General features: G+C 37.6%; 15 protein-coding genes, 1 tRNA gene and 1 pseudogene. 9 read left to right on the top strand and 8 right to left on the bottom strand.

Going from position 1 to position 16,730, the window contains the following annotated elements; translation table 11 throughout:
* Position 1 precedes the first annotated feature (1 nt).
* From MF1_RS04700 to MF1_RS04690, 3 genes are read left to right on the top strand one after another with little or no spacing between them, the layout of a single operon-like run.
* Positions 2 to 931 carry an ABC transporter permease gene (locus MF1_RS04700; protein WP_011179659.1) on the top strand — a complete coding sequence of 310 codons (930 nt, stop codon included), beginning with the start codon at positions 2 to 4 and terminating at the stop codon, positions 929 to 931.
* Positions 924 to 1,784, top strand: a complete 861-nt coding sequence (locus MF1_RS04695) for an ABC transporter ATP-binding protein (RefSeq protein ID WP_014924330.1) — start codon at positions 924 to 926, stop codon at positions 1,782 to 1,784. Before MF1_RS04700 ends, MF1_RS04695 begins: the two co-directional genes overlap by 8 nt.
* 11 nt (positions 1,785 to 1,795) lie before the next feature.
* The gene (locus tag MF1_RS04690) at positions 1,796 to 2,578 is read left to right on the top strand and encodes an ABC transporter ATP-binding protein (protein WP_011179657.1); all 783 of its coding nucleotides are present in this window, start codon (positions 1,796 to 1,798) and stop codon (positions 2,576 to 2,578) included.
* A 944-nt stretch (positions 2,579 to 3,522) separates the two neighbouring features.
* On the opposite strand, the gene MF1_RS07165 is transcribed toward MF1_RS04690, so the two are convergent.
* Positions 3,523 to 3,672, bottom strand: a complete 150-nt coding sequence (locus MF1_RS07165) for an autotransporter outer membrane beta-barrel domain-containing protein (protein WP_240532093.1) — start codon at positions 3,670 to 3,672, stop codon at positions 3,523 to 3,525.
* Between the two features lie 713 nt (positions 3,673 to 4,385).
* A tRNA-Met gene (locus MF1_RS04680) sits at positions 4,386 to 4,462 on the bottom strand.
* Between the two features lie 185 nt (positions 4,463 to 4,647).
* On the opposite strand from MF1_RS04680, the gene MF1_RS04675 reads away from it, so the two are divergent.
* Both MF1_RS04675 and MF1_RS04670 read left to right on the top strand, forming a co-directional pair.
* Positions 4,648 to 5,604, top strand: a complete 957-nt coding sequence (locus MF1_RS04675) for a Gfo/Idh/MocA family protein (RefSeq protein WP_014924328.1) — start codon at positions 4,648 to 4,650, stop codon at positions 5,602 to 5,604.
* 51 nt (positions 5,605 to 5,655) lie between these two features.
* Positions 5,656 to 6,774: a DegT/DnrJ/EryC1/StrS family aminotransferase gene (locus MF1_RS04670; RefSeq protein WP_161510584.1), complete on the top strand. Its 1,119-nt coding sequence runs from the start codon at positions 5,656 to 5,658 to the stop codon at positions 6,772 to 6,774.
* Positions 6,775 to 7,032: 258 nt separating this feature from the next.
* Here the strand turns inward: MF1_RS04670 and MF1_RS04665 are convergent, their stop codons facing one another.
* Positions 7,033 to 7,695: a hypothetical protein gene (locus MF1_RS04665; protein ID WP_161510583.1), complete on the bottom strand. Its 663-nt coding sequence runs from the start codon at positions 7,693 to 7,695 to the stop codon at positions 7,033 to 7,035.
* Between the two features lie 27 nt (positions 7,696 to 7,722).
* A complete protein-coding gene (locus tag MF1_RS04660; RefSeq protein WP_014924325.1) occupies positions 7,723 to 8,319 on the bottom strand; it encodes a DUF1134 domain-containing protein in 597 nt (198 codons plus the stop codon).
* 214 nt (positions 8,320 to 8,533) lie between these two features.
* On the opposite strand from MF1_RS04660, the gene chpT reads away from it, so the two are divergent.
* Positions 8,534 to 9,172, top strand: a complete 639-nt coding sequence (chpT, locus tag MF1_RS04655) for a histidine phosphotransferase ChpT (protein WP_014924324.1) — start codon at positions 8,534 to 8,536, stop codon at positions 9,170 to 9,172.
* Positions 9,173 to 9,385: 213 nt separating this feature from the next.
* Here chpT and ctrA read toward each other — a convergent pair whose 3' ends face one another.
* Positions 9,386 to 10,087, bottom strand: coding sequence for a response regulator transcription factor CtrA (gene ctrA / locus MF1_RS04650; protein ID WP_011179651.1), 702 nt, complete (start codon positions 10,085 to 10,087; stop codon positions 9,386 to 9,388).
* Between the two features lie 564 nt (positions 10,088 to 10,651).
* On the opposite strand from ctrA, the gene MF1_RS04645 reads away from it, so the two are divergent.
* Positions 10,652 to 11,038 carry a flagellar export protein FliJ gene (locus tag MF1_RS04645; protein ID WP_161510582.1) on the top strand — a complete coding sequence of 129 codons (387 nt, stop codon included), beginning with the start codon at positions 10,652 to 10,654 and terminating at the stop codon, positions 11,036 to 11,038.
* Positions 11,039 to 11,158: 120 nt separating this feature from the next.
* On the opposite strand, the gene sciP is transcribed toward MF1_RS04645, so the two are convergent.
* Complete coding sequence (gene sciP, locus MF1_RS04640; protein WP_011179649.1) at positions 11,159 to 11,434, bottom strand: CtrA inhibitor SciP; 276 nt, start codon at positions 11,432 to 11,434, stop codon at positions 11,159 to 11,161.
* 313 nt (positions 11,435 to 11,747) lie between these two features.
* Here sciP and mnmA point away from each other — a divergent pair, with 313 nt between their 5' ends.
* Entirely contained in the window at positions 11,748 to 12,974 is a 1,227-nt protein-coding gene (gene mnmA, locus MF1_RS04635; RefSeq protein ID WP_161510581.1) for a tRNA 2-thiouridine(34) synthase MnmA, read from the top strand.
* A 93-nt stretch (positions 12,975 to 13,067) separates the two neighbouring features.
* On the opposite strand, the pseudogene MF1_RS04630 reads toward mnmA, so the two are convergent.
* Positions 13,068 to 13,832: pseudogene (locus MF1_RS04630) on the bottom strand (TrmH family RNA methyltransferase).
* Between the two features lie 806 nt (positions 13,833 to 14,638).
* Between MF1_RS04630 and MF1_RS04625 the strand changes: the two are divergent.
* The gene (locus MF1_RS04625) at positions 14,639 to 15,547 is read left to right on the top strand and encodes a cation diffusion facilitator family transporter (protein ID WP_161510580.1); all 909 of its coding nucleotides are present in this window, start codon (positions 14,639 to 14,641) and stop codon (positions 15,545 to 15,547) included.
* A 78-nt stretch (positions 15,548 to 15,625) separates the two neighbouring features.
* Here the strand turns inward: MF1_RS04625 and MF1_RS04620 are convergent, their stop codons facing one another.
* The gene (locus MF1_RS04620) at positions 15,626 to 16,528 is read right to left on the bottom strand and encodes a metallophosphoesterase family protein (RefSeq protein WP_161510579.1); all 903 of its coding nucleotides are present in this window, start codon (positions 16,526 to 16,528) and stop codon (positions 15,626 to 15,628) included.
* Positions 16,529 to 16,730 lie beyond the last annotated feature (202 nt).

Below are 16,730 nucleotides of genomic sequence, written 5' to 3'. Positions count from 1 at the left end.
TATGGCTATAATGAATCATCCTAAACCGCAATCGTTATTTTCTTTAAGCCGTTGGTTAAATGAATCTGTTCCACGGTCAATAATTCAAGCGAAATTACAAAAGATTTATCATTCAGTGATCAAATTTTCTCGTAATTTTTCGGCTGTATTTGGTCTGATTATTATTTTTGTTATGATCTTATGCGCAGTTTTTGCTCCTTGGATTGCGACCCATGATTTTGTTAGCAATGACCTTGCTCATCGATTGCAGCCACCATCTATGTTGCATTATTTGGGGACAGATGAATTGGGGCGTGACATTTTTAGCCGTCTCGTTTTTGGAACACGTATTACTCTTTATATTATTTTTCTCACGACAATTATTGTGGGGCCGATAGGGCTGATTATTGGCACTGTATCTGGCTATATAGGGGGGTGGGTTGATACTCTTCTTATGCGTATTGTTGATATTTTTCTCGCTTTTCCAGGTTTGATTTTAGCGCTTGCTTTTGCCGCAGCTTTGGGACCAGGCATTGAAAATGCATCTATTGCAATTTCAATTGCAGCGTGGCCACCAATCGCGCGTTTAGCGCGTGCTGAAACTTTGACTATACGTTCATCTGATTATGTCTCTGCAGTTCGCTTGCAAGGTGCTTCTGCTTGGCGAATTATTTTGTTTCATGTTGCTCCGATGTGTATTCCTTCAGTGATTGTACGGTTAACGTTAGATATGTCTGGAATTATTTTAACCGCTGCTGGTCTTGGTTTTTTAGGGTTAGGCGCTCAACTCCCAAGCCCTGAATGGGGAGCAATGCTTTCGACGGGCCGTGAATTTATGATGACATGTTGGTGGGTAGCAGCGATGCCCGGGTGTGCAATATTGTGTGCAAGCCTTGCCTTCAACCTTTTAGGTGATGGACTTCGTGATATATTGGATCCACGCAATGGATAAAAAATTATTAGAGATAGAAGATTTGCGTATTTCTTGTCCTACAATGCGCGGCGTTTCAGAAATTGTGCGCGGTGTTAGTTTTTCCATGGGAAAAGAAAAAATCGGAATTGTTGGAGAATCTGGGTCCGGAAAATCAATGACTGGTCGTGCGATACTCAGATTGAGTCCAAGATCGGCAATCGTTAAAGCTAAAAAGATGTGCTTTGACGATGTCAATTTATTGACAACCAGTGAACTACAAATGCGGGCTATTCGTGGCAAGCGTATCTCAATGATTCTACAGGACCCAAAGTATTCGCTTAATCCATTAATGCGAATTGGAGATCAGATCATGGAAGCTTACCGTATTCACCATCGTGTTTCAAAAGTCGATGCGTGGGAAAAGACAATTTCTATGTTGGAATCTGTTCATATTCGCAATCCTGAACATGTGATGCGATTATTTCCTCATGAAATCTCAGGCGGTATGGGGCAGCGCGTGATGATTGCAATGATGCTTATTCCTGAGCCGGATTTAATTATCGCAGATGAGCCAACTTCTGCGCTTGATGTCACTGTGAGATGTCAGGTTTTGTCAGTCTTAGATGAACTTGTGACAAAATCGGGGACGGGACTTATTTTTATTAGTCATGATTTGAATATGATTGCTGATTTTTGTGATCGTGTTTTGGTTATGTATGCTGGTCGCATATTAGAAGAATTGCCTGCATGTGATTTATCTCGTGCGCGTCATCCCTATACCAAGGCTTTATTAGACAGTTTGCCACGGCTTGATAAACCGGTTGATGTTTTGGTTGTTCCTGAGCGAGATCCTGATTGGCTCCATGGGCCAACGATTGTTAATGGTGTTTGAGGGAGTTGTCCATGGCCAATTGTGAAAATATTATTGATGTTTCTCATTTGTCGGTAACCTTTGGGCGTAGGCATAGATCAGTAACAGTTGTTAAAAATGTCAAGTTTCATATTAAGCGTGGTGAAGCTTATGGTTTGATTGGTGAATCAGGATGTGGAAAATCAACCATTTTGAATACATTGGTTGGGCTTATCCCGCATTATAGTGGGCATTTTGTTTTTGATGGACAAGAAGTAGAAAAAAAAAGAAATAAGGATTTTCTGCGCCGTGTTCAAATGGTTTTTCAAGATCCTTACGCTTCGCTTCATCCAAGAAAAATGGTCTATACTGTTCTTTCTGAATCTCTCAAAATCCATGGTATGGATAACCTAAAGGAACGGGTGCATGATGCTTTAAATTCCGTTGGTTTAGATTCTTCATTTCTTTATCGTTATCCGCATGAATTATCTGGAGGGCAACGTCAGCGTATTGTTCTTGCGCGTGCTTTGATTATCGAGCCAGAAATTTTTCTGCTTGATGAGCCGACATCTGCATTGGATGTGTCGGCACAGGCTGAAATTTTAAACTTATTGAAATCGTTACGAGAGGAAAAAAAACTCACTTATTTGATGGTATCTCACGATCTTGCTGTTGTTGCACACATCTGTGAACGTGTTGGAATGATGCATCAGGGGATTATTCTTGAAGAGCTCAGTAATGATGATTTGCGCAATTTACACGCGCGAAATGACTACACAAAGATGTTTTTTGAAGCCAGTATTAAACCTATTCCTCATAGAGAAGAAAGAGTGTGATAGATTTTACAGAAAAGAGGATGATATTTCTGTTAGAGGTTTCTGCTGCCGCAATATAGGATTCATTTATTGTTTTCTTATAGTTCTTAACTTAGAGAATTTTATCAGTATAAATTTTCTAAGAAATGTTTTCGCTTATAATATTTATTCTGTTATGCGCTCAACGTTGTGAGCTATAAGATATAGCTCATAAGGTGCGTTATTTTTCTGATATTGTATTATATTTCTTTACGATGATGAATTTGTATTCAACGGTTTTTATTATGGAATTTTGAGTGTGAGGCTTGTAAGAATAACAATATGTTATTAGAGGCGCTGTATTTCATGGAAATAATTCTGATTTTTTATAGCATATATTCTCTTTTTGTTGTCTTTAGCTTGTTTTCTCTTCGTTATATTTTTTAAGTTGATTTATTCACAAATGGTGAGCGTAATTCTTTGAAAGATAGATGGATTTTTTTAAGAATCTTGTAATCGCAAATGGCAATTGTTCAAATGTTTTTGGTTATTTTCGATCATAAAAAAGAGAGAAAACTTCTTTTTAATAAAGAAAGATAATTTTAATACTAAAAGGCGACACCGACATATTACGCTGCCTTTCATATTAAAGCAAACAGCATGAAAGTACGTTTACTTTTACAGGCTTGTCTTAAAACTGAAGTGCATTCCGCCTGAAAAATTCGCTCCAGTTATACCAGTTTTTTAAATTTTGTTGATAACTAACATCACTATGAAGCAAGAAATTCTAAGATAATTGGACACTGATGTTAAGTCCGCTTTCAATTGAAGATCCTATGGGATCATGTTGATAATTCTTATCAATATATATGCTTCACCATCGCTAAAAATTTTGATTGCATTCACTTTTTCATAGAAGGAAATAGAACGACCGTTTTTAGCGGTTATAACGGTTTTGGTCAAATGCTCACCAATATACGGATTAACTATTGATGGGGATTGTTCATATTAACTTTAAAACCATCGGTATCTGCAAGAGTATCAAACATTAAATGTTGGTAGACAAGTTGTGCTTGAGGTTCAAGTGTCACGCCTTCAAAACCGGTTGCAAATTGTTTGCCAAATAGCAGAGACATTTAGCATCTTCGCATTTATCAATTTTTTTGTTTTGCCATAACATTGGTGATATCTCCCTTATAGGATTCCACTTAAACCTTTACCATGAATTATACCCATACTGGTTACCTGAATTTTATCATAAGTTGCGCTTGGGGTGCCTATTATGTCTTCTCCAAGCTTTAGCTGAAAGGGTGGTTGCGTCATGTGCATTGAAATGGACGTTAGATAGCATCATGACTATAGCAACTGTACACGGTAAAGGATATTTTTATACATAATATTTCTGTCCTCCTTATAATTTCCAAAAGTTCCCCACTTATAAGAAGGATAATAAATGGATATTTATCTTCCCGACATGAATAGGTTGTTTTTATTTTCGTGTTAAAATGTTATGTTAATTAAATAATATTTTTATATTTAGCCATTAAAATGTTATGAAGTTTTGATACCAAGTTATTATGAGATCTTTTATTGATAAGTAAATATCATTTTGTACCAATCTTAATTGTTTTCTCAGAAAAGAGAAAAGATACTGAAAAAATCAGAAAAGAGACTTTTTTCAAGAGAGAATGGTAGTGTTTACACAAGCTTTATACGTGCCAAAGAAAGATTTTTGAAAATCACTTGAAAAAATAAATTAGTATGAAATTTTGTGAAAAATTGTACAAAGCTGGCTGAAAAGCTACACTACAAAGTGCAAAAAAATCTCTGAAAAATATTATGAAAAAAATGGTAGCGGAGGAGGGATTTGAACCCCCGACACAAGGATTATGATTCCTCTGCTCTAACCTACTGAGCTACTCCGCCAAAACAGACAAATATTAATAAATAAATATGGTTGCAACTTATCTCATCTTTTGCGGATATAAGAGGTAGAATAGTGAGATGTCAAGCATCGTTTTTAAGCTTTTCTCTTGTCATTCTATTTTATCCTCGATATGGAATATATGGAAGTATAGTTTTCATATGATTAATAGGATAAGGCATAAAAAATGGTGCCACGTGTAGCGGTTTTAGGATGCGGTCATTGGGGGCAAAATCATATACGAACACTCAAGAGTCTTGGAGCTTTAGCAGCAGTTTCTGATGTTGATGTTGATCGTGCTGCAAGTTTTGCAAATATGTACGGTGTTGATGTTGTTGTGCCTGATGATCTTTTTACTCATAAAGATATTGATGCTCTGGTGCTAGCATTACCTCCACAATTTCATACAGAAAATGTTCTACAGGCTGTTAAAAATGGCAAAGATGTTTTGGTTGAAAAACCAATTGCCTTGAATGTTGCGGATGCTGAACGTCAAGTTCAGGTTGCTAGAGAATACGGACGGATTTTTATGGTGGGCCATATTTTGCGCTTTCACCCTGCTTTTGAAAAAATATCTGAATTGGTGGCAAAGAAAGAATTGGGGGATGTGCGGTATATTTATTCTCATCGATTAGGCTTTGGAAAATTTCATACACAAAGCGATGCTTTATGGGATCTTGCTCCTCATGATCTTTCAATGATTTTGGCTTTGACGGTATGTGAACCCTCTGAGATTCGCGGAGAAGGGGCAGCTGTAATTGATCAGTGTTCTGATTTTGCTCATATTCATATGACTTTTCCAAATGGTATCCGTAGTCATCTTTTTGCTTCACGCCTTAGCCCCTATCGTGAAAGGCGTTTAACGGTTATTGGTACAAAAGCTATGCTCGTTTTTGATGATATGGAACCGTGGAGCCGTAAAGTGGCATTGCACCGTTTTGCCGTTTGGAAGGAGAATAAAGAGTGGGCTTTTAGCACTGATGAGTTCAATTATATTGAGCTTTGTGAAGATTTGCCGCTTACTTGCGAATTGCAGCATTTTCTTCATTGTATTGAAACGCGTCAATCGCCTCGTACAAATGGCGATGATGCTCTTGCTGTTTTACGGATTTTAACTGCTGCGAGTGTCAATTATCAGAGATAAAAGAGATATAAGTAGCGCTTTTGCATTCTTGTGATTATCAATGGAGTTAATATGCAATTCATCGATCTTGGGGCACAGCGTGCACGCATTAAAGATAAAATTAATGCTGCAATTACGCATGTGGTAGCCAGTGGCAAGTATATTTTGGGACCAAAAGTAACAGAATTTGAAGAGCGATTGGCAGATTATCTTGGCGTTAAACATGTGGTTGCGTGTGCCAATGGAACTGATGCCTTGAAGATGCCTCTTATGGCTAGAAATATTGGTCCAGGTGATGCTGTTTTTTGTCCTAGCTTTACGTTTTCCGCAACTGCTGAAGTGGTCGCGTTGGTGGGAGCAGAACCTGTTTTTGTGGATGTTCGGCCTGATACATTCAATATTGACGTTGATAAACTTTGTGAAACAATTGAGATGATTAAAAAGGAGGGACGTCTCAAACCAAAGGCGATTATTGCTGTTGATTTATTTGGACTCTCTGCTGATTATGCACAAATTACTAAAGTGGCTGTAAAGGAAAATCTTTTTGTGATTGAAGATGCCGCCCAATCTATAGGGGGGAAAAGCGGTAATATTATGTGCGGAGCTTTTGGTGATGTTGCCGCGACAAGTTTTTATCCTGCAAAACCATTGGGGTGTTATGGCGATGGGGGTGCTATGATGACCAATGATGAAGATTTAGCAGCAGTGTTACGTTCGATCTTATTTCATGGTAAGGGTGAAACGCAATATGATAATGTGCGTATCGGTTTGAATTCACGTCTCGATACAATTCAAGCTGCAATTTTACTAGAAAAGTTCGTTATCTTTGAGGATGAGATGGAAAAGCGTCTAGCGATTGCGCAATATTATTCCAATAATTTAAGAGATATTGTCACAGTTCCAGAAGTGGGAGCAGATGCTCGTTGTGCTTATGCACAATACACTATTAAGGCAAAAGACCGCGATAGATTACAGGACTATTTACAGAAAAACTCTATTCCGACAATGGTTTATTACAAAACTCCATTGCATCAACAGCTAGCTTATAAGCACTTTCCTTATGTAAAAGGTTCTCTTTCTGTTTCTGAGTCTTTAGGAAACTGTGTTTTAAGTTTACCTATGCATCCTTATTTGACACAAAGTGATCAGGATATGATTATCCAGAAAATAAGAGATTTTTACCATTCTTGAGAGAGTGTCTTTATCTTTAAAGCTATCTCATAACGAACTTTATTTGCATTACATCTTTGAAGGTGTTTTAGAAAAATAGTGATTTAAAAAATAGAGGTAGAATTATACCAAATTTTATTAATAAGGAAGCTCAGAGAAAGGTTTCTTATGTTTATTTCTTTCAAGAAAGATAATAAATTTATTGAGTTATGGAAGATACAGTTAATATTAAGGTTTATTGATTCAGAAATTCATACTAAACTTTTTTTGAAAGACGACTTATGGAAGAGATTTTTTTTTGATGCAGGTTATTTTTTTGCGAATACGCGATGCTAAGTCGTTTTTGCTTTTAGAATTTTCGATCAGTATGCTAATGGGTGAGGATTCACCTTCTTGCAGGGCTATTTGAGCAGCTAATGTCGCCGCTAAATCTTTTGTTTCTTCGCGCAGTTTATATAGAAGTTGATGGTTAGCAGCAGCGTTAAGCTCATCGGATTGAATTTCCTGTAAACGTTGTTGATAGTGTGCGATTTTTTCACGCATAGTTTTGATTTCCATTATGAAAGTATTTGTTGCGAGAGTACTGTTTTCGTTCTTTATCGGGGTAGTTTCTTTTTTATGAGGGGAATAAGAAGTCCCTTGTGTTGGAGGATACAGCCGGTATAGTTTTTCTGTTGCTTGGCTAAGTTGTATTTTCTGTTGGGCGTATTTTTTTTGCAAAGATTCATATTTTTGTTCGTTGCGTACTAATTCTACAGCATGTTGGGCACAGAGAATATCCTGGTTTGCTTGTATTTCAGTCAGGGATAACGGAATTTGTGTAGAAACAGCTTTATGTGCAAAGTGAAGAGCTCTGCGCCAAATAAGGGGAGAAAAAAGCACTAACAACCAGGAAGTAGTGGCAACTCCAAGAACAAAAAAAAGAAATAATTGGATAAACATAAATCCCCTTTTCAATTGAGAGTTCGTTTAAAATGGATTCCATGTTGGTTTGGATGTTAATTTTAAATACCCTACGTTAATACCAAGCCGTGCGCCAATTCCTGTACGTACTGGAATTAATAAGATATTTTTGCGTTTAAGGACATGAAAACCAACACCTGCTACTAAATAGGCCGAACCTGCAATACCTCCATAGCGTCCCCATAAATTATTTATATTATTGAGATCATAAACTAAGATCATTAAACGGGAGCCTTGACCGCCAAAATCCCATCCCAAAGAGGGACCTTGCCAAAAAACTTTATGCTGACCGTGGCTTTTGGTAAAAAGCTGTCCTTCGCCATAGGTTAATCCAGCAAAAAAGGCACCAGAAGCTTCTTCGCCTAAAATATAGGCATTGGGATAACCGTATTGCGAAAAGATATTTTCAATTGCGACTGCTATACCGCCGGCAGTTCTTCCAAAAAAAGTATGCCCGGAATCGATAATTTCTTGCAGCGAATAATAGGGGTCTTTGTGTTCTATTGGTTGGGGTTGAGCATGTACAGCGTTTATTTTTACGAATAAAAGGAATATCAAAGGTACGATATTTTTGTACCAGCGTGTTAGGAGAGAGAGAGCCATAGAAATTTTCCCTTTTATTGGTTACAAACAAAAAGATAATATTAGCATTTTTATTTGATTCAAATAAAAAATAAGACGTAAGGTTATTTAAATTCTTGAATTTGCTTTTGAAAAAATTTTTAGCATGATTGTTAAAGTTCCCTATATGCATTGGATGTTAAGAGTTTTTCTTTAAAATGAAGCTTATTTTTAAATCTAGGAGTTTTCGATAATTATGACGTTAGCTGTTTCTTTAAAGTCTACCGATCTTGCTGCTTTGCTCTGTAGCCGTATTTGCCATGATTTGATTTCACCTGTTGGTGCTATCCAAAATGCGATGGAGCTTTACGATGAAGGAGGAACAGATGAAGATACTTTGCAATTGGTGCGTTGGGCCGTTGCAAGTGCTTCTGCACGTCTACAATTTTTGCGATTAGCTTTTGGTTTTTCAGGAGCAGCTGGGAGTCAAGTAGATACGCGTTCCGCTGAACAGGTTGCTCAACAATATATGAAGGAAGAAAAAGCAACATTAAAATGGCAAGCTCCTGCTTTGCTTTTACCAAAAAATGAAGTTAAACTTTTGCTTAATTTGTTATTGATTGCAAATACAACAGCTTCTCGTGGTGGTGAAATAGTTGTTATGATTTTGCAAGATGAAGATAAACGTTCTTTTCGGTTTGAGATTTGCGGTAAAACTTTACGTATTCCTGCTCATTTTGTTGCTTTATATAATGGAAGAATTCAAGAAGAACTTATCGATGCGCAAGTTATCCAGTTTTACTATACAATGTTACTTGCCGAAATGACAGCCATGGAAATAAACATTGAAGAAACTGCTAGTTGTATTGTTTTGGAGAGTACAAAGAATCTTTAAGGAAGATAAAATTATTTAAGCCGTTTGAGAAGATGACTTAAGATTGTATCAGTGAACGGGACTAGATCAGGGAGCGGTGGCTTTAGGATCTCTTAAGCTATAAACATTCCCTCTAAACAAGAGAGCTTTTATGTAGCGAGCCTTTTGTTGTAACAGAGAATAAAAATCTCGGCCCGCTATACTCCGAGATTTTACAATGTGCATTTTCACTGCTTAAGCGGTTTTACGTACGTTTTCTTCAACTGGATCACGTAACACATAGCCCCGTCCCCAAACTGTATCAATGTAGTTTGCGCTAGAAGATACTTCTTCTAATTTCTTCCGCAGTTTACATATAAAAACATCAATAATTTTCAGTTCTGGTTCATCCATTCCACCGTAGAGATGATTGAGAAACATTTCTTTGGTGAGTGTGGTGCCTTTGCGCAGAGAGAGAAGCTCTAGCATCTGGTATTCTTTACTAGTTAAATGAACGGGACGTCCAGCAACTTCGACTGTTTTTGCATCAAGATTGACGGTGAGATCGCCAGTGACAATGATCGATTGTGCATGGCCTTTAGAGCGACGAACAACCGCATGAATACGTGCAATGAGCTCATCCTTATGGAATGGCTTAGTCATATAATCATCCGCACCAAAGCCAAATCCCCGGACTTTATCTTCAATGGCATTCATGCCGGAAAGAATGAGAACAGGGGTTTTTATTTTTGCCAATCTTAAGGTCCGCAGGACATCGTAGCCTGACATATCCGGTAGATTCAGATCAAGCAAAATGATATCGTAATCATAAAGCTTACCTAAATCGGCACCTTCTTCACCTAGATCAGTGATATAGACATTAAAATTTGCCGACTTTAGCATTAACTCAATACTCTGAGTGGTTGCTTTATCATCTTCAATTAATAATACGCGCATTTTATATCCCTCACTTTGTTCCTCTCGAATCAAGAGGAGCATCTTTATTTTATGGCAGTTGATAAAATCACTGCTTCTAAAAAATAATTCATAAAATCAAACACTTATCATAAAAGTGTTTATGAATATTTCAGTGGTACGCGTAACAATCACCACTGAATTTCCTACTATCTATGATAGTGGTTAACAAAATATTTTTATTTTTAAAAGAGGTTCACAAAATTATTTTAGAAAAACCGTATATTTTTAATGAAATAAAAAAGGAAGTGTTTTTTCCACTAAATTTAACTTTAAAAAAAATCCGGTAAAAGATGATTTTAAATCACTTTTTTACAATTTCAGTATTTATTTACCGAGCTTTAAATCTCTTCATCCTATAGTGGAGGCGAAAAGTAAACAAATGGTTATTGCTCTTAAAGCAGGTCGTGTTTGCAGCTGCTTTATGGATAGGTAAAAATATAGTTTCAAGTTAAAAAATGGACTTTTTTTATCAGAATAAAGTGTAACGAAAATTATACATTAAGAATGCGAATTGTGAGTTGGCGCAATCAAGGAGTAGTGAGTATGAAGCCACGGGAAAGTATGGTGCGACTAAAGATGTTTCAAGTGCGTGGGAAACGTCGTGAAATCGCACAGCTTGAGATGATGATCGCAGAATTTGAGCGAATGGTATTAGAGCTGGAAGCGCAAATTATTCATGAAGAACGTAAATCTGGAAACAATGATATTCATCATTTTGCTTATTCTTCTTTTGCTCGTGCAGCGCGACAAAGGCGCGATAATCTTATAAATTCAATTCGTGATTTGCAACTGCAGAAAACAAATGCTGAAATTGCTCTCCATGAAGTCACTACAGAGTTACAACGTGCACGGCTTTTAGAGGTGCGGGAAAATGGGGCAGTAGCAGGTGATGACAGTATCATGATTCAATCTAACTCGATGACCAGATAATAAAATTTTTTGGAAATCTATTCCTTGCGATACTTGACTTGTATGCTGAAAGCACAAAACAGCCAAACCCTTATCGAGCTTAGCTATTCTAAAAGTATTTTGAAGCCGGATCAATGGCAATTAATGTCTATAATGTTGGATTCTGGTTGTTCGTAATCCAGCTAAGCCATGTTCATCGATCAAACTCTGCCATGAAAGAAATTCCTCTACGGTCAAAGTATAGCGTTGACATGCCTCATCAAGACTTAACAATCCACCTCTTACAGCTGCAACAACTTCAGCTTTGCGACGGATCACCCAGCGCCTTGTGGTTTTAGGCGGTAAGTCGGCGATTGTGAGTGGACTTCCATCTGGCCCAGTAACATATTTCATTTGTGTTTTTATCGAGTTTGTCATTGTATCGTCTATTTTTAGTCAAGGACTTGATTCGTTTATAAAACATGAAATTTAAAAAAGAGCTAAATGCGTTGAAAGAAAAAATTAATAAAGCCAATTAATACGTGAAATATGACACAAAGGGAAGTGATAGAATAGCCTATTGTACCTTATTTCATCACTCTTTCTTCATCTTCAGATGCTTTATAAGAACGTGATTCTATTGGTTGTGGAAAGGATAAAAAAACAATATAAAAAGACAGTAAATAGCATAAAAACAATGTGTGCATAAGAACATGAACGGATAGATGCACATTAAATAGAGAATGAATACATGTTTTTGAACAGTCTTGATTTGCCAGGACAACCTGATAATTCTCGCATTGTTGTAGCAATGTCGGGCGGGGTTGATTCATCGGTTGTTGCAGGTCTTTTGAAAAAGGAAGGTTACGATGTCATTGGGATTACGTTGCAGCTTTATGATCATGGTGCTGCAACACATCGCGTAGGAGCATGTTGTGCTGGACAAGATATTGAGGATGCGCGTCGCGTAGCAGAGACATTGGGAATACCTCATTATGTTCTTGATTATGAAAAACGATTTCGTGAAGCTGTGATTGATCCTTTCGCAGAAAGCTATGCACATGGAGAGACGCCTGTACCATGTGTGGCATGCAATCAGACTGTGAAGTTTGCTGATTTACTAGCAACTGCGCGTGAATTAGGTGCGGATGCTTTGGCAACAGGCCATTATATTCGCTCGCGTCCTCATGGTGCGCATCGGGCACTCTTTCGCCCTTTTGATGTTAAACGTGATCAGAGTTATTTTCTTTTTGCAACAACACAGGAACAGATTGATTATTTGCGTTTTCCACTTGGTGACTTGCCTAAAGCACATGTTCGTGAAATAGCAACAGAAATGGGCTTTGTTGTTGCCGATAAACATGACAGTCAGGATATTTGTTTTGTTCCGCAAGGAAAATATTCTGATGTTATCACAAAACTGCGTCCAGAAGCCGTTAATCCTGGGGTTATTGTGCATATCGATGGACAGGTTTTAGGTAAACACTCGGGAATTGTTAATTATACTGTTGGTCAACGTCGTGGTATTGGTGCTGCAACCGGTGAAGCGCTTTATGTAGTTTATCTAGACGTGGAAAATGCACGTGTTATTGTTGGGCCGCGTGAAATGTTGGAAACACATAAACTCTTTTTGCGTGATGTGAATTGGCTTGGTGATGAGCGATTGGACAATTTTCCTTCCGATGGCCTTGAGGTGGCTGTAAAAGTTCGCTCAACGCGTCCTTCACATCTTGCTCGCTTGCATTATAAAGAAGATGTTTTTTCTGTTGACTTTTTGGAGTGCGAAAATAGTGTAGCACCAGGGCAAGCTTGTGTTTTTTATGATGGAAATGGTGATGGAGCCCGCATTCTTGGGGGTGGGTTTGTAACCCATTCACAACGTGCTGTTGGTGTTGAAATGATGTTGAAACGCGTTTTATGCAATCCAGAAACAAAAGCTGCTGTTTCCTCCGAACTTAAAACAACCGCTTCTAAATAAAAGAGATACACTCATAGGATGTTTTTTAAACTTAAAGTGTTATCATCTTTAGTGGAGCTTATCAAAATCGGTAAAATGAGCTAATGCAAATCCTTATGCTGTGGCAACATTGAGATTGTTAAAGTCGTGAGCCATAGGAATATGTAAGGTTTTTGATTTTTCTAGTACATGGATTGGTAAGCCATCGCCTTCTGTTCCTGAAATAAGCACCACCCTTCTTGTTGTTTTTACTTGCTTGAGAGTAATACGCAGAGGGAGAAAGCGCATAAAGATGAAAATTTGCATCGTTTAGAGCTGCTCTAATGTCATTAATATCAGCTCCTTGCGTATAGGATACCTTTAGAGTTGCACTTGCAGAAACTCTGATTGATTTCCTATAAAGTGGATCGCATGAAGTTTTATCAACGATAATATCATTCTGGCAAAGGCGGTTGCGTTGCGAAAAATAGCTTCTCTCATGGTTAGAGATATTACATAAAACCAGAATCAAAGCTTTTTCTGGAAGATCGTGTAAAAATTTTTGTAATGATGATAGTGCTTTGCATTCGCCTATACCGAGTAGTCCACGATGAAATATGGAAGCCTGCAATATTATCCATGATTTTTTGCGGAACGTAATAAATGGGACAGGTTGGCTGGGTTGCTTCTAAAAGAGACATAAGTCCAGGAAGACGTTCTGTCACAATGAGTAGTAAGAGAGCAGAGAATTCTTTTGAATGCAGCAATGCTGACAAGATTATTTTTCCTTCAGCAATAAATTGATGTTGCTGTCTAACAAGATTTTTTCACGGGGATATTGTTATGGTTTCTCAGACGAGGATCATCAGTTTTGTAGATTGTTTTGATATTCAAACACATACAGAGCTTTTAACGTTATTTTTTACAATGACCAGATGTTGAATGTTTGCTTTATTTTTGAAGAGAGAGATGAGAAAAATTCATTATTTTAAAACTTATGGTAGAATACATGTTGACAAATTACAACCATAGGTATAATATAGAAATACCGAGTGCGGCACAATGGAGTGTTTCCGTACCAGGTGCAGAGTCTTAGGTCCCCGCTATTTCCTAAACTCTGTATATCCTTAAATTCCTAAGGGAAAAGAATCTGGGTCCCCAATGCCCAGATTCTTTTTAGGAGTGATTATGTCTTTCTCTTTACTCTTTCCTTAAAAGAGTTCTTAGGTTATTTTAACGATCGTAATGTTTTTGATACAGTTGAGGTGTAAGGTTGCAGTAGGAAGTTGAGCAGCCTTTTTTGCTATGTGCAATTATATTGACAGGTTGATTGGTTTAATGTTCATAAAAGGTTGATAAACGGCGCATAAGTGTGATGCGTTTGAGCAAAAACAACAGGTGATTTTTCAATCATAAGGCATTAAAACCGTTAAGCACTTAAAAAGCTATGAGCATCAAAATGATGCATTTGATTGCTGTTGGAGAGTTTCTTGTTTCTATTTTTGAGTCATATCTGTGTTACTCTATTTGTTATGTTATATCGTATAAAAGGATAGTTGTTGGAAATGACAATAGGGTCTTTGAGAGTCGTTTATTGTATTGTGAAACTTCTGTGATATTGAGAAAATATTGGCGATATATCAAAAATATCATTATATGAGTGAAAGTGTTATTCCTTATTTTGTGTAGAAGACGAGGGTGTGGTTATGGATGTAAAAATCAATATACAAAGCTTAACCTTATACTCTATTTTTGTTGCTTGTATCGTTTTTGCTTTGAAATATTGGGCATATCACATCACCGGTTCGGTTGCACTATATTCTGATGCATTGGAATCAACCGTCAATATACTTGCGACATTGGCAGCATGGTGGGCTGTTAAAATCAGTGTGAAGCCGGCAGATCATAATCATCCTTTTGGACACCATAAAGCGGAATATTTTTCCACAATTCTCGAAGGAGTGCTGATCATTATTGCGGCAGTTATCATTTTAAGAGAAGCGTGGATGGCTTTTTCGACCGTTAAATTGTTGCAGGAACCTGGAATATGGCTCGTTATTCATTTTGTCGCGAGTGTTATAAATTATCTGTGGGGTTGGATTCTTATGAGGCAGGGAAAAATCCATCGTTCACCGGCTCTTAAGGCTGATGGCATGCATTTTATAACAGATGTTTTTACTTCACTTGTCATTTTAATTGGTCTGGTTGTTGGTTTTGTGGGTAGATGGGGTATTTTGGATCCAATTTTAGCGATAATTGTTGCTGTTAATATTCTTTTTCAAGGATGGAAGGTGATTAACAGTGCCATTCAGGGATTAATGGATGTTGGTGTTGAATTGAATGAAAATATGCGGATTCGTGAACTTATTTCTGCAAATGCACATGGTGCGCTTGAAGTGCATGATTTGCTTACGCGTGTTGCTGGCAGAGTTACTTTTATAGAATTTCATTTGGTTGTGCCGGCTGCAATGCAGGTAAGAGAAGCACACCAGATTTGCGATAAAATTGAAGGTGTTCTTCAAGAAGAATTTGACAATGTGCGTATTTCTATTCATGTAGAGCCAGAGAATGAGGCTAAGTTGCCTCCAGGTACAACGATGATTCCTTTTTTATAAAGAGACTTTCGCCAATTCTATTATTGTTTAAAGACATATAAACCAGAAGATATTTTCCCTTGGGTGTTTTTCAAAGTGTTAAAGATCAATTATTTCAGTACACGCCATTTCACTTTTTTGATTGATAAGACTATAACGTTGTAACTGACAGTGCCATTGATGATGAAACCGCTCAATGGAAAATAAGTTGAAGCCTGCGGGGGGGGAGGTATCGCCAAAAGCTTGCGATGCAGAGGCAACACCCACAATAGGAATTTTCCCCATTGTTCCTTCAACGATATTCAATGTTGGTAAATGGGTATGTCCGTGAAGAACAAGGTCACAGCCATGATGTTTAATAACCTTTAGAAAACGCTCTATGCCCCATAATTTTTTATGCCAAGAGGTTGCATGGTGAAAGGGGGGATGATGGATCATGATGACACGAAAGAGATTGCGTGCTGCAGCTTCGTTTAAAAGTTGTGCTAAAGTTTGCGCTTGCATTTTGCCAAAATAGCCAGAAGCTTGAAAAGGTGGTGTAGCAATGGCTGAAGAAGCACCTATAATGGCTACATTCTTGCGAATGCGCATATAAGGAAAGGGAAGAGCGTTCTTTTGAGGAAAATCACCTGTGATCCAAGGTTGGAAAAGAGTGCATGCCTTTTGGAATGCTCCACGAACATAGGCGTCATGATTCCCAAATGTTAAAGAAATATTTTGAGGCTGACCTTGGTTAAGCAACCAATTACGTGCTTGTTCAAATTCCTTATCGAGAGCAAGATTGATAAGATCACCAGAGATCACCAAGTGATCAGGTTTTTTCTTTTTTAAGGTGTCTATTAAAGTTTCTAGGGCATTTTTTGCCATTTGGTTCTTGCGTTTTTTTTGCCAATTAAGATAGCCGGTAAAGCGCTTCCCCAAAAGCTCGACTAAGGAAGGTTGTGGCAGAGGTGGAAGATGTACATCTGATATGTGGGCAAGATAAAACATGGGCGTTAGCATAGCGTTGAAAACGATTTAGACAATAAATAAAGAACATAAGGCAAGTTGGGGCGTTTTTGAAGGCAAGAGAGAGTGATAAAATGAGAAAAAGTTTATGGAAAATGTGAGAGAAACTCTTGGGGAATTTACGTTTTACTAATCTTTGAACGAAAAAGGGGAGTGGTATGGTACATTATTTTTTGTATCATCCGTGTCTGTTTTT

It is taken from the genome of Bartonella quintana (assembly GCF_009936175.1).
In the GTDB taxonomy this organism is placed as follows: domain Bacteria; phylum Pseudomonadota; class Alphaproteobacteria; order Rhizobiales; family Rhizobiaceae; genus Bartonella; species Bartonella quintana.
Note: the sequence above shows the minus strand (reverse complement) of the source record. Positions and strands in the feature narration are given on the sequence as shown.

Excerpts from the sequence above, each read along its gene's own strand:
- sciP (WP_011179649.1), bottom strand. The coding sequence starts at position 11,434 with ATGACAAACTCGATAAAAACACAAATGAAATATGTTACTGGGCCAGAT.
- MF1_RS04690 (WP_011179657.1), top strand. The coding sequence starts at position 1,796 with ATGGCCAATTGTGAAAATATTATTGATGTTTCTCATTTGTCGGTAACC.
- MF1_RS04665 (WP_161510583.1), bottom strand. The coding sequence starts at position 7,695 with ATGTTTATCCAATTATTTCTTTTTTTTGTTCTTGGAGTTGCCACTACT.
- MF1_RS04670 (WP_161510584.1), top strand. The coding sequence starts at position 5,656 with ATGCAATTCATCGATCTTGGGGCACAGCGTGCACGCATTAAAGATAAA.
- MF1_RS04620 (WP_161510579.1), bottom strand. The coding sequence starts at position 16,528 with ATGCTAACGCCCATGTTTTATCTTGCCCACATATCAGATGTACATCTT.
- MF1_RS04695 (WP_014924330.1), top strand. The coding sequence starts at position 924 with ATGGATAAAAAATTATTAGAGATAGAAGATTTGCGTATTTCTTGTCCT.
- MF1_RS04675 (WP_014924328.1), top strand. The coding sequence starts at position 4,648 with ATGGTGCCACGTGTAGCGGTTTTAGGATGCGGTCATTGGGGGCAAAAT.
- MF1_RS04645 (WP_161510582.1), top strand. The coding sequence starts at position 10,652 with ATGAAGCCACGGGAAAGTATGGTGCGACTAAAGATGTTTCAAGTGCGT.
- MF1_RS04700 (WP_011179659.1), top strand. The coding sequence starts at position 2 with ATGGCTATAATGAATCATCCTAAACCGCAATCGTTATTTTCTTTAAGC.
- chpT (WP_014924324.1), top strand. The coding sequence starts at position 8,534 with ATGACGTTAGCTGTTTCTTTAAAGTCTACCGATCTTGCTGCTTTGCTC.
- MF1_RS07165 (WP_240532093.1), bottom strand. The coding sequence starts at position 3,672 with ATGTCTCTGCTATTTGGCAAACAATTTGCAACCGGTTTTGAAGGCGTG.
- ctrA (WP_011179651.1), bottom strand. The coding sequence starts at position 10,087 with ATGCGCGTATTATTAATTGAAGATGATAAAGCAACCACTCAGAGTATT.
- MF1_RS04625 (WP_161510580.1), top strand. The coding sequence starts at position 14,639 with ATGGATGTAAAAATCAATATACAAAGCTTAACCTTATACTCTATTTTT.
- MF1_RS04660 (WP_014924325.1), bottom strand. The coding sequence starts at position 8,319 with ATGGCTCTCTCTCTCCTAACACGCTGGTACAAAAATATCGTACCTTTG.
- mnmA (WP_161510581.1), top strand. The coding sequence starts at position 11,748 with ATGTTTTTGAACAGTCTTGATTTGCCAGGACAACCTGATAATTCTCGC.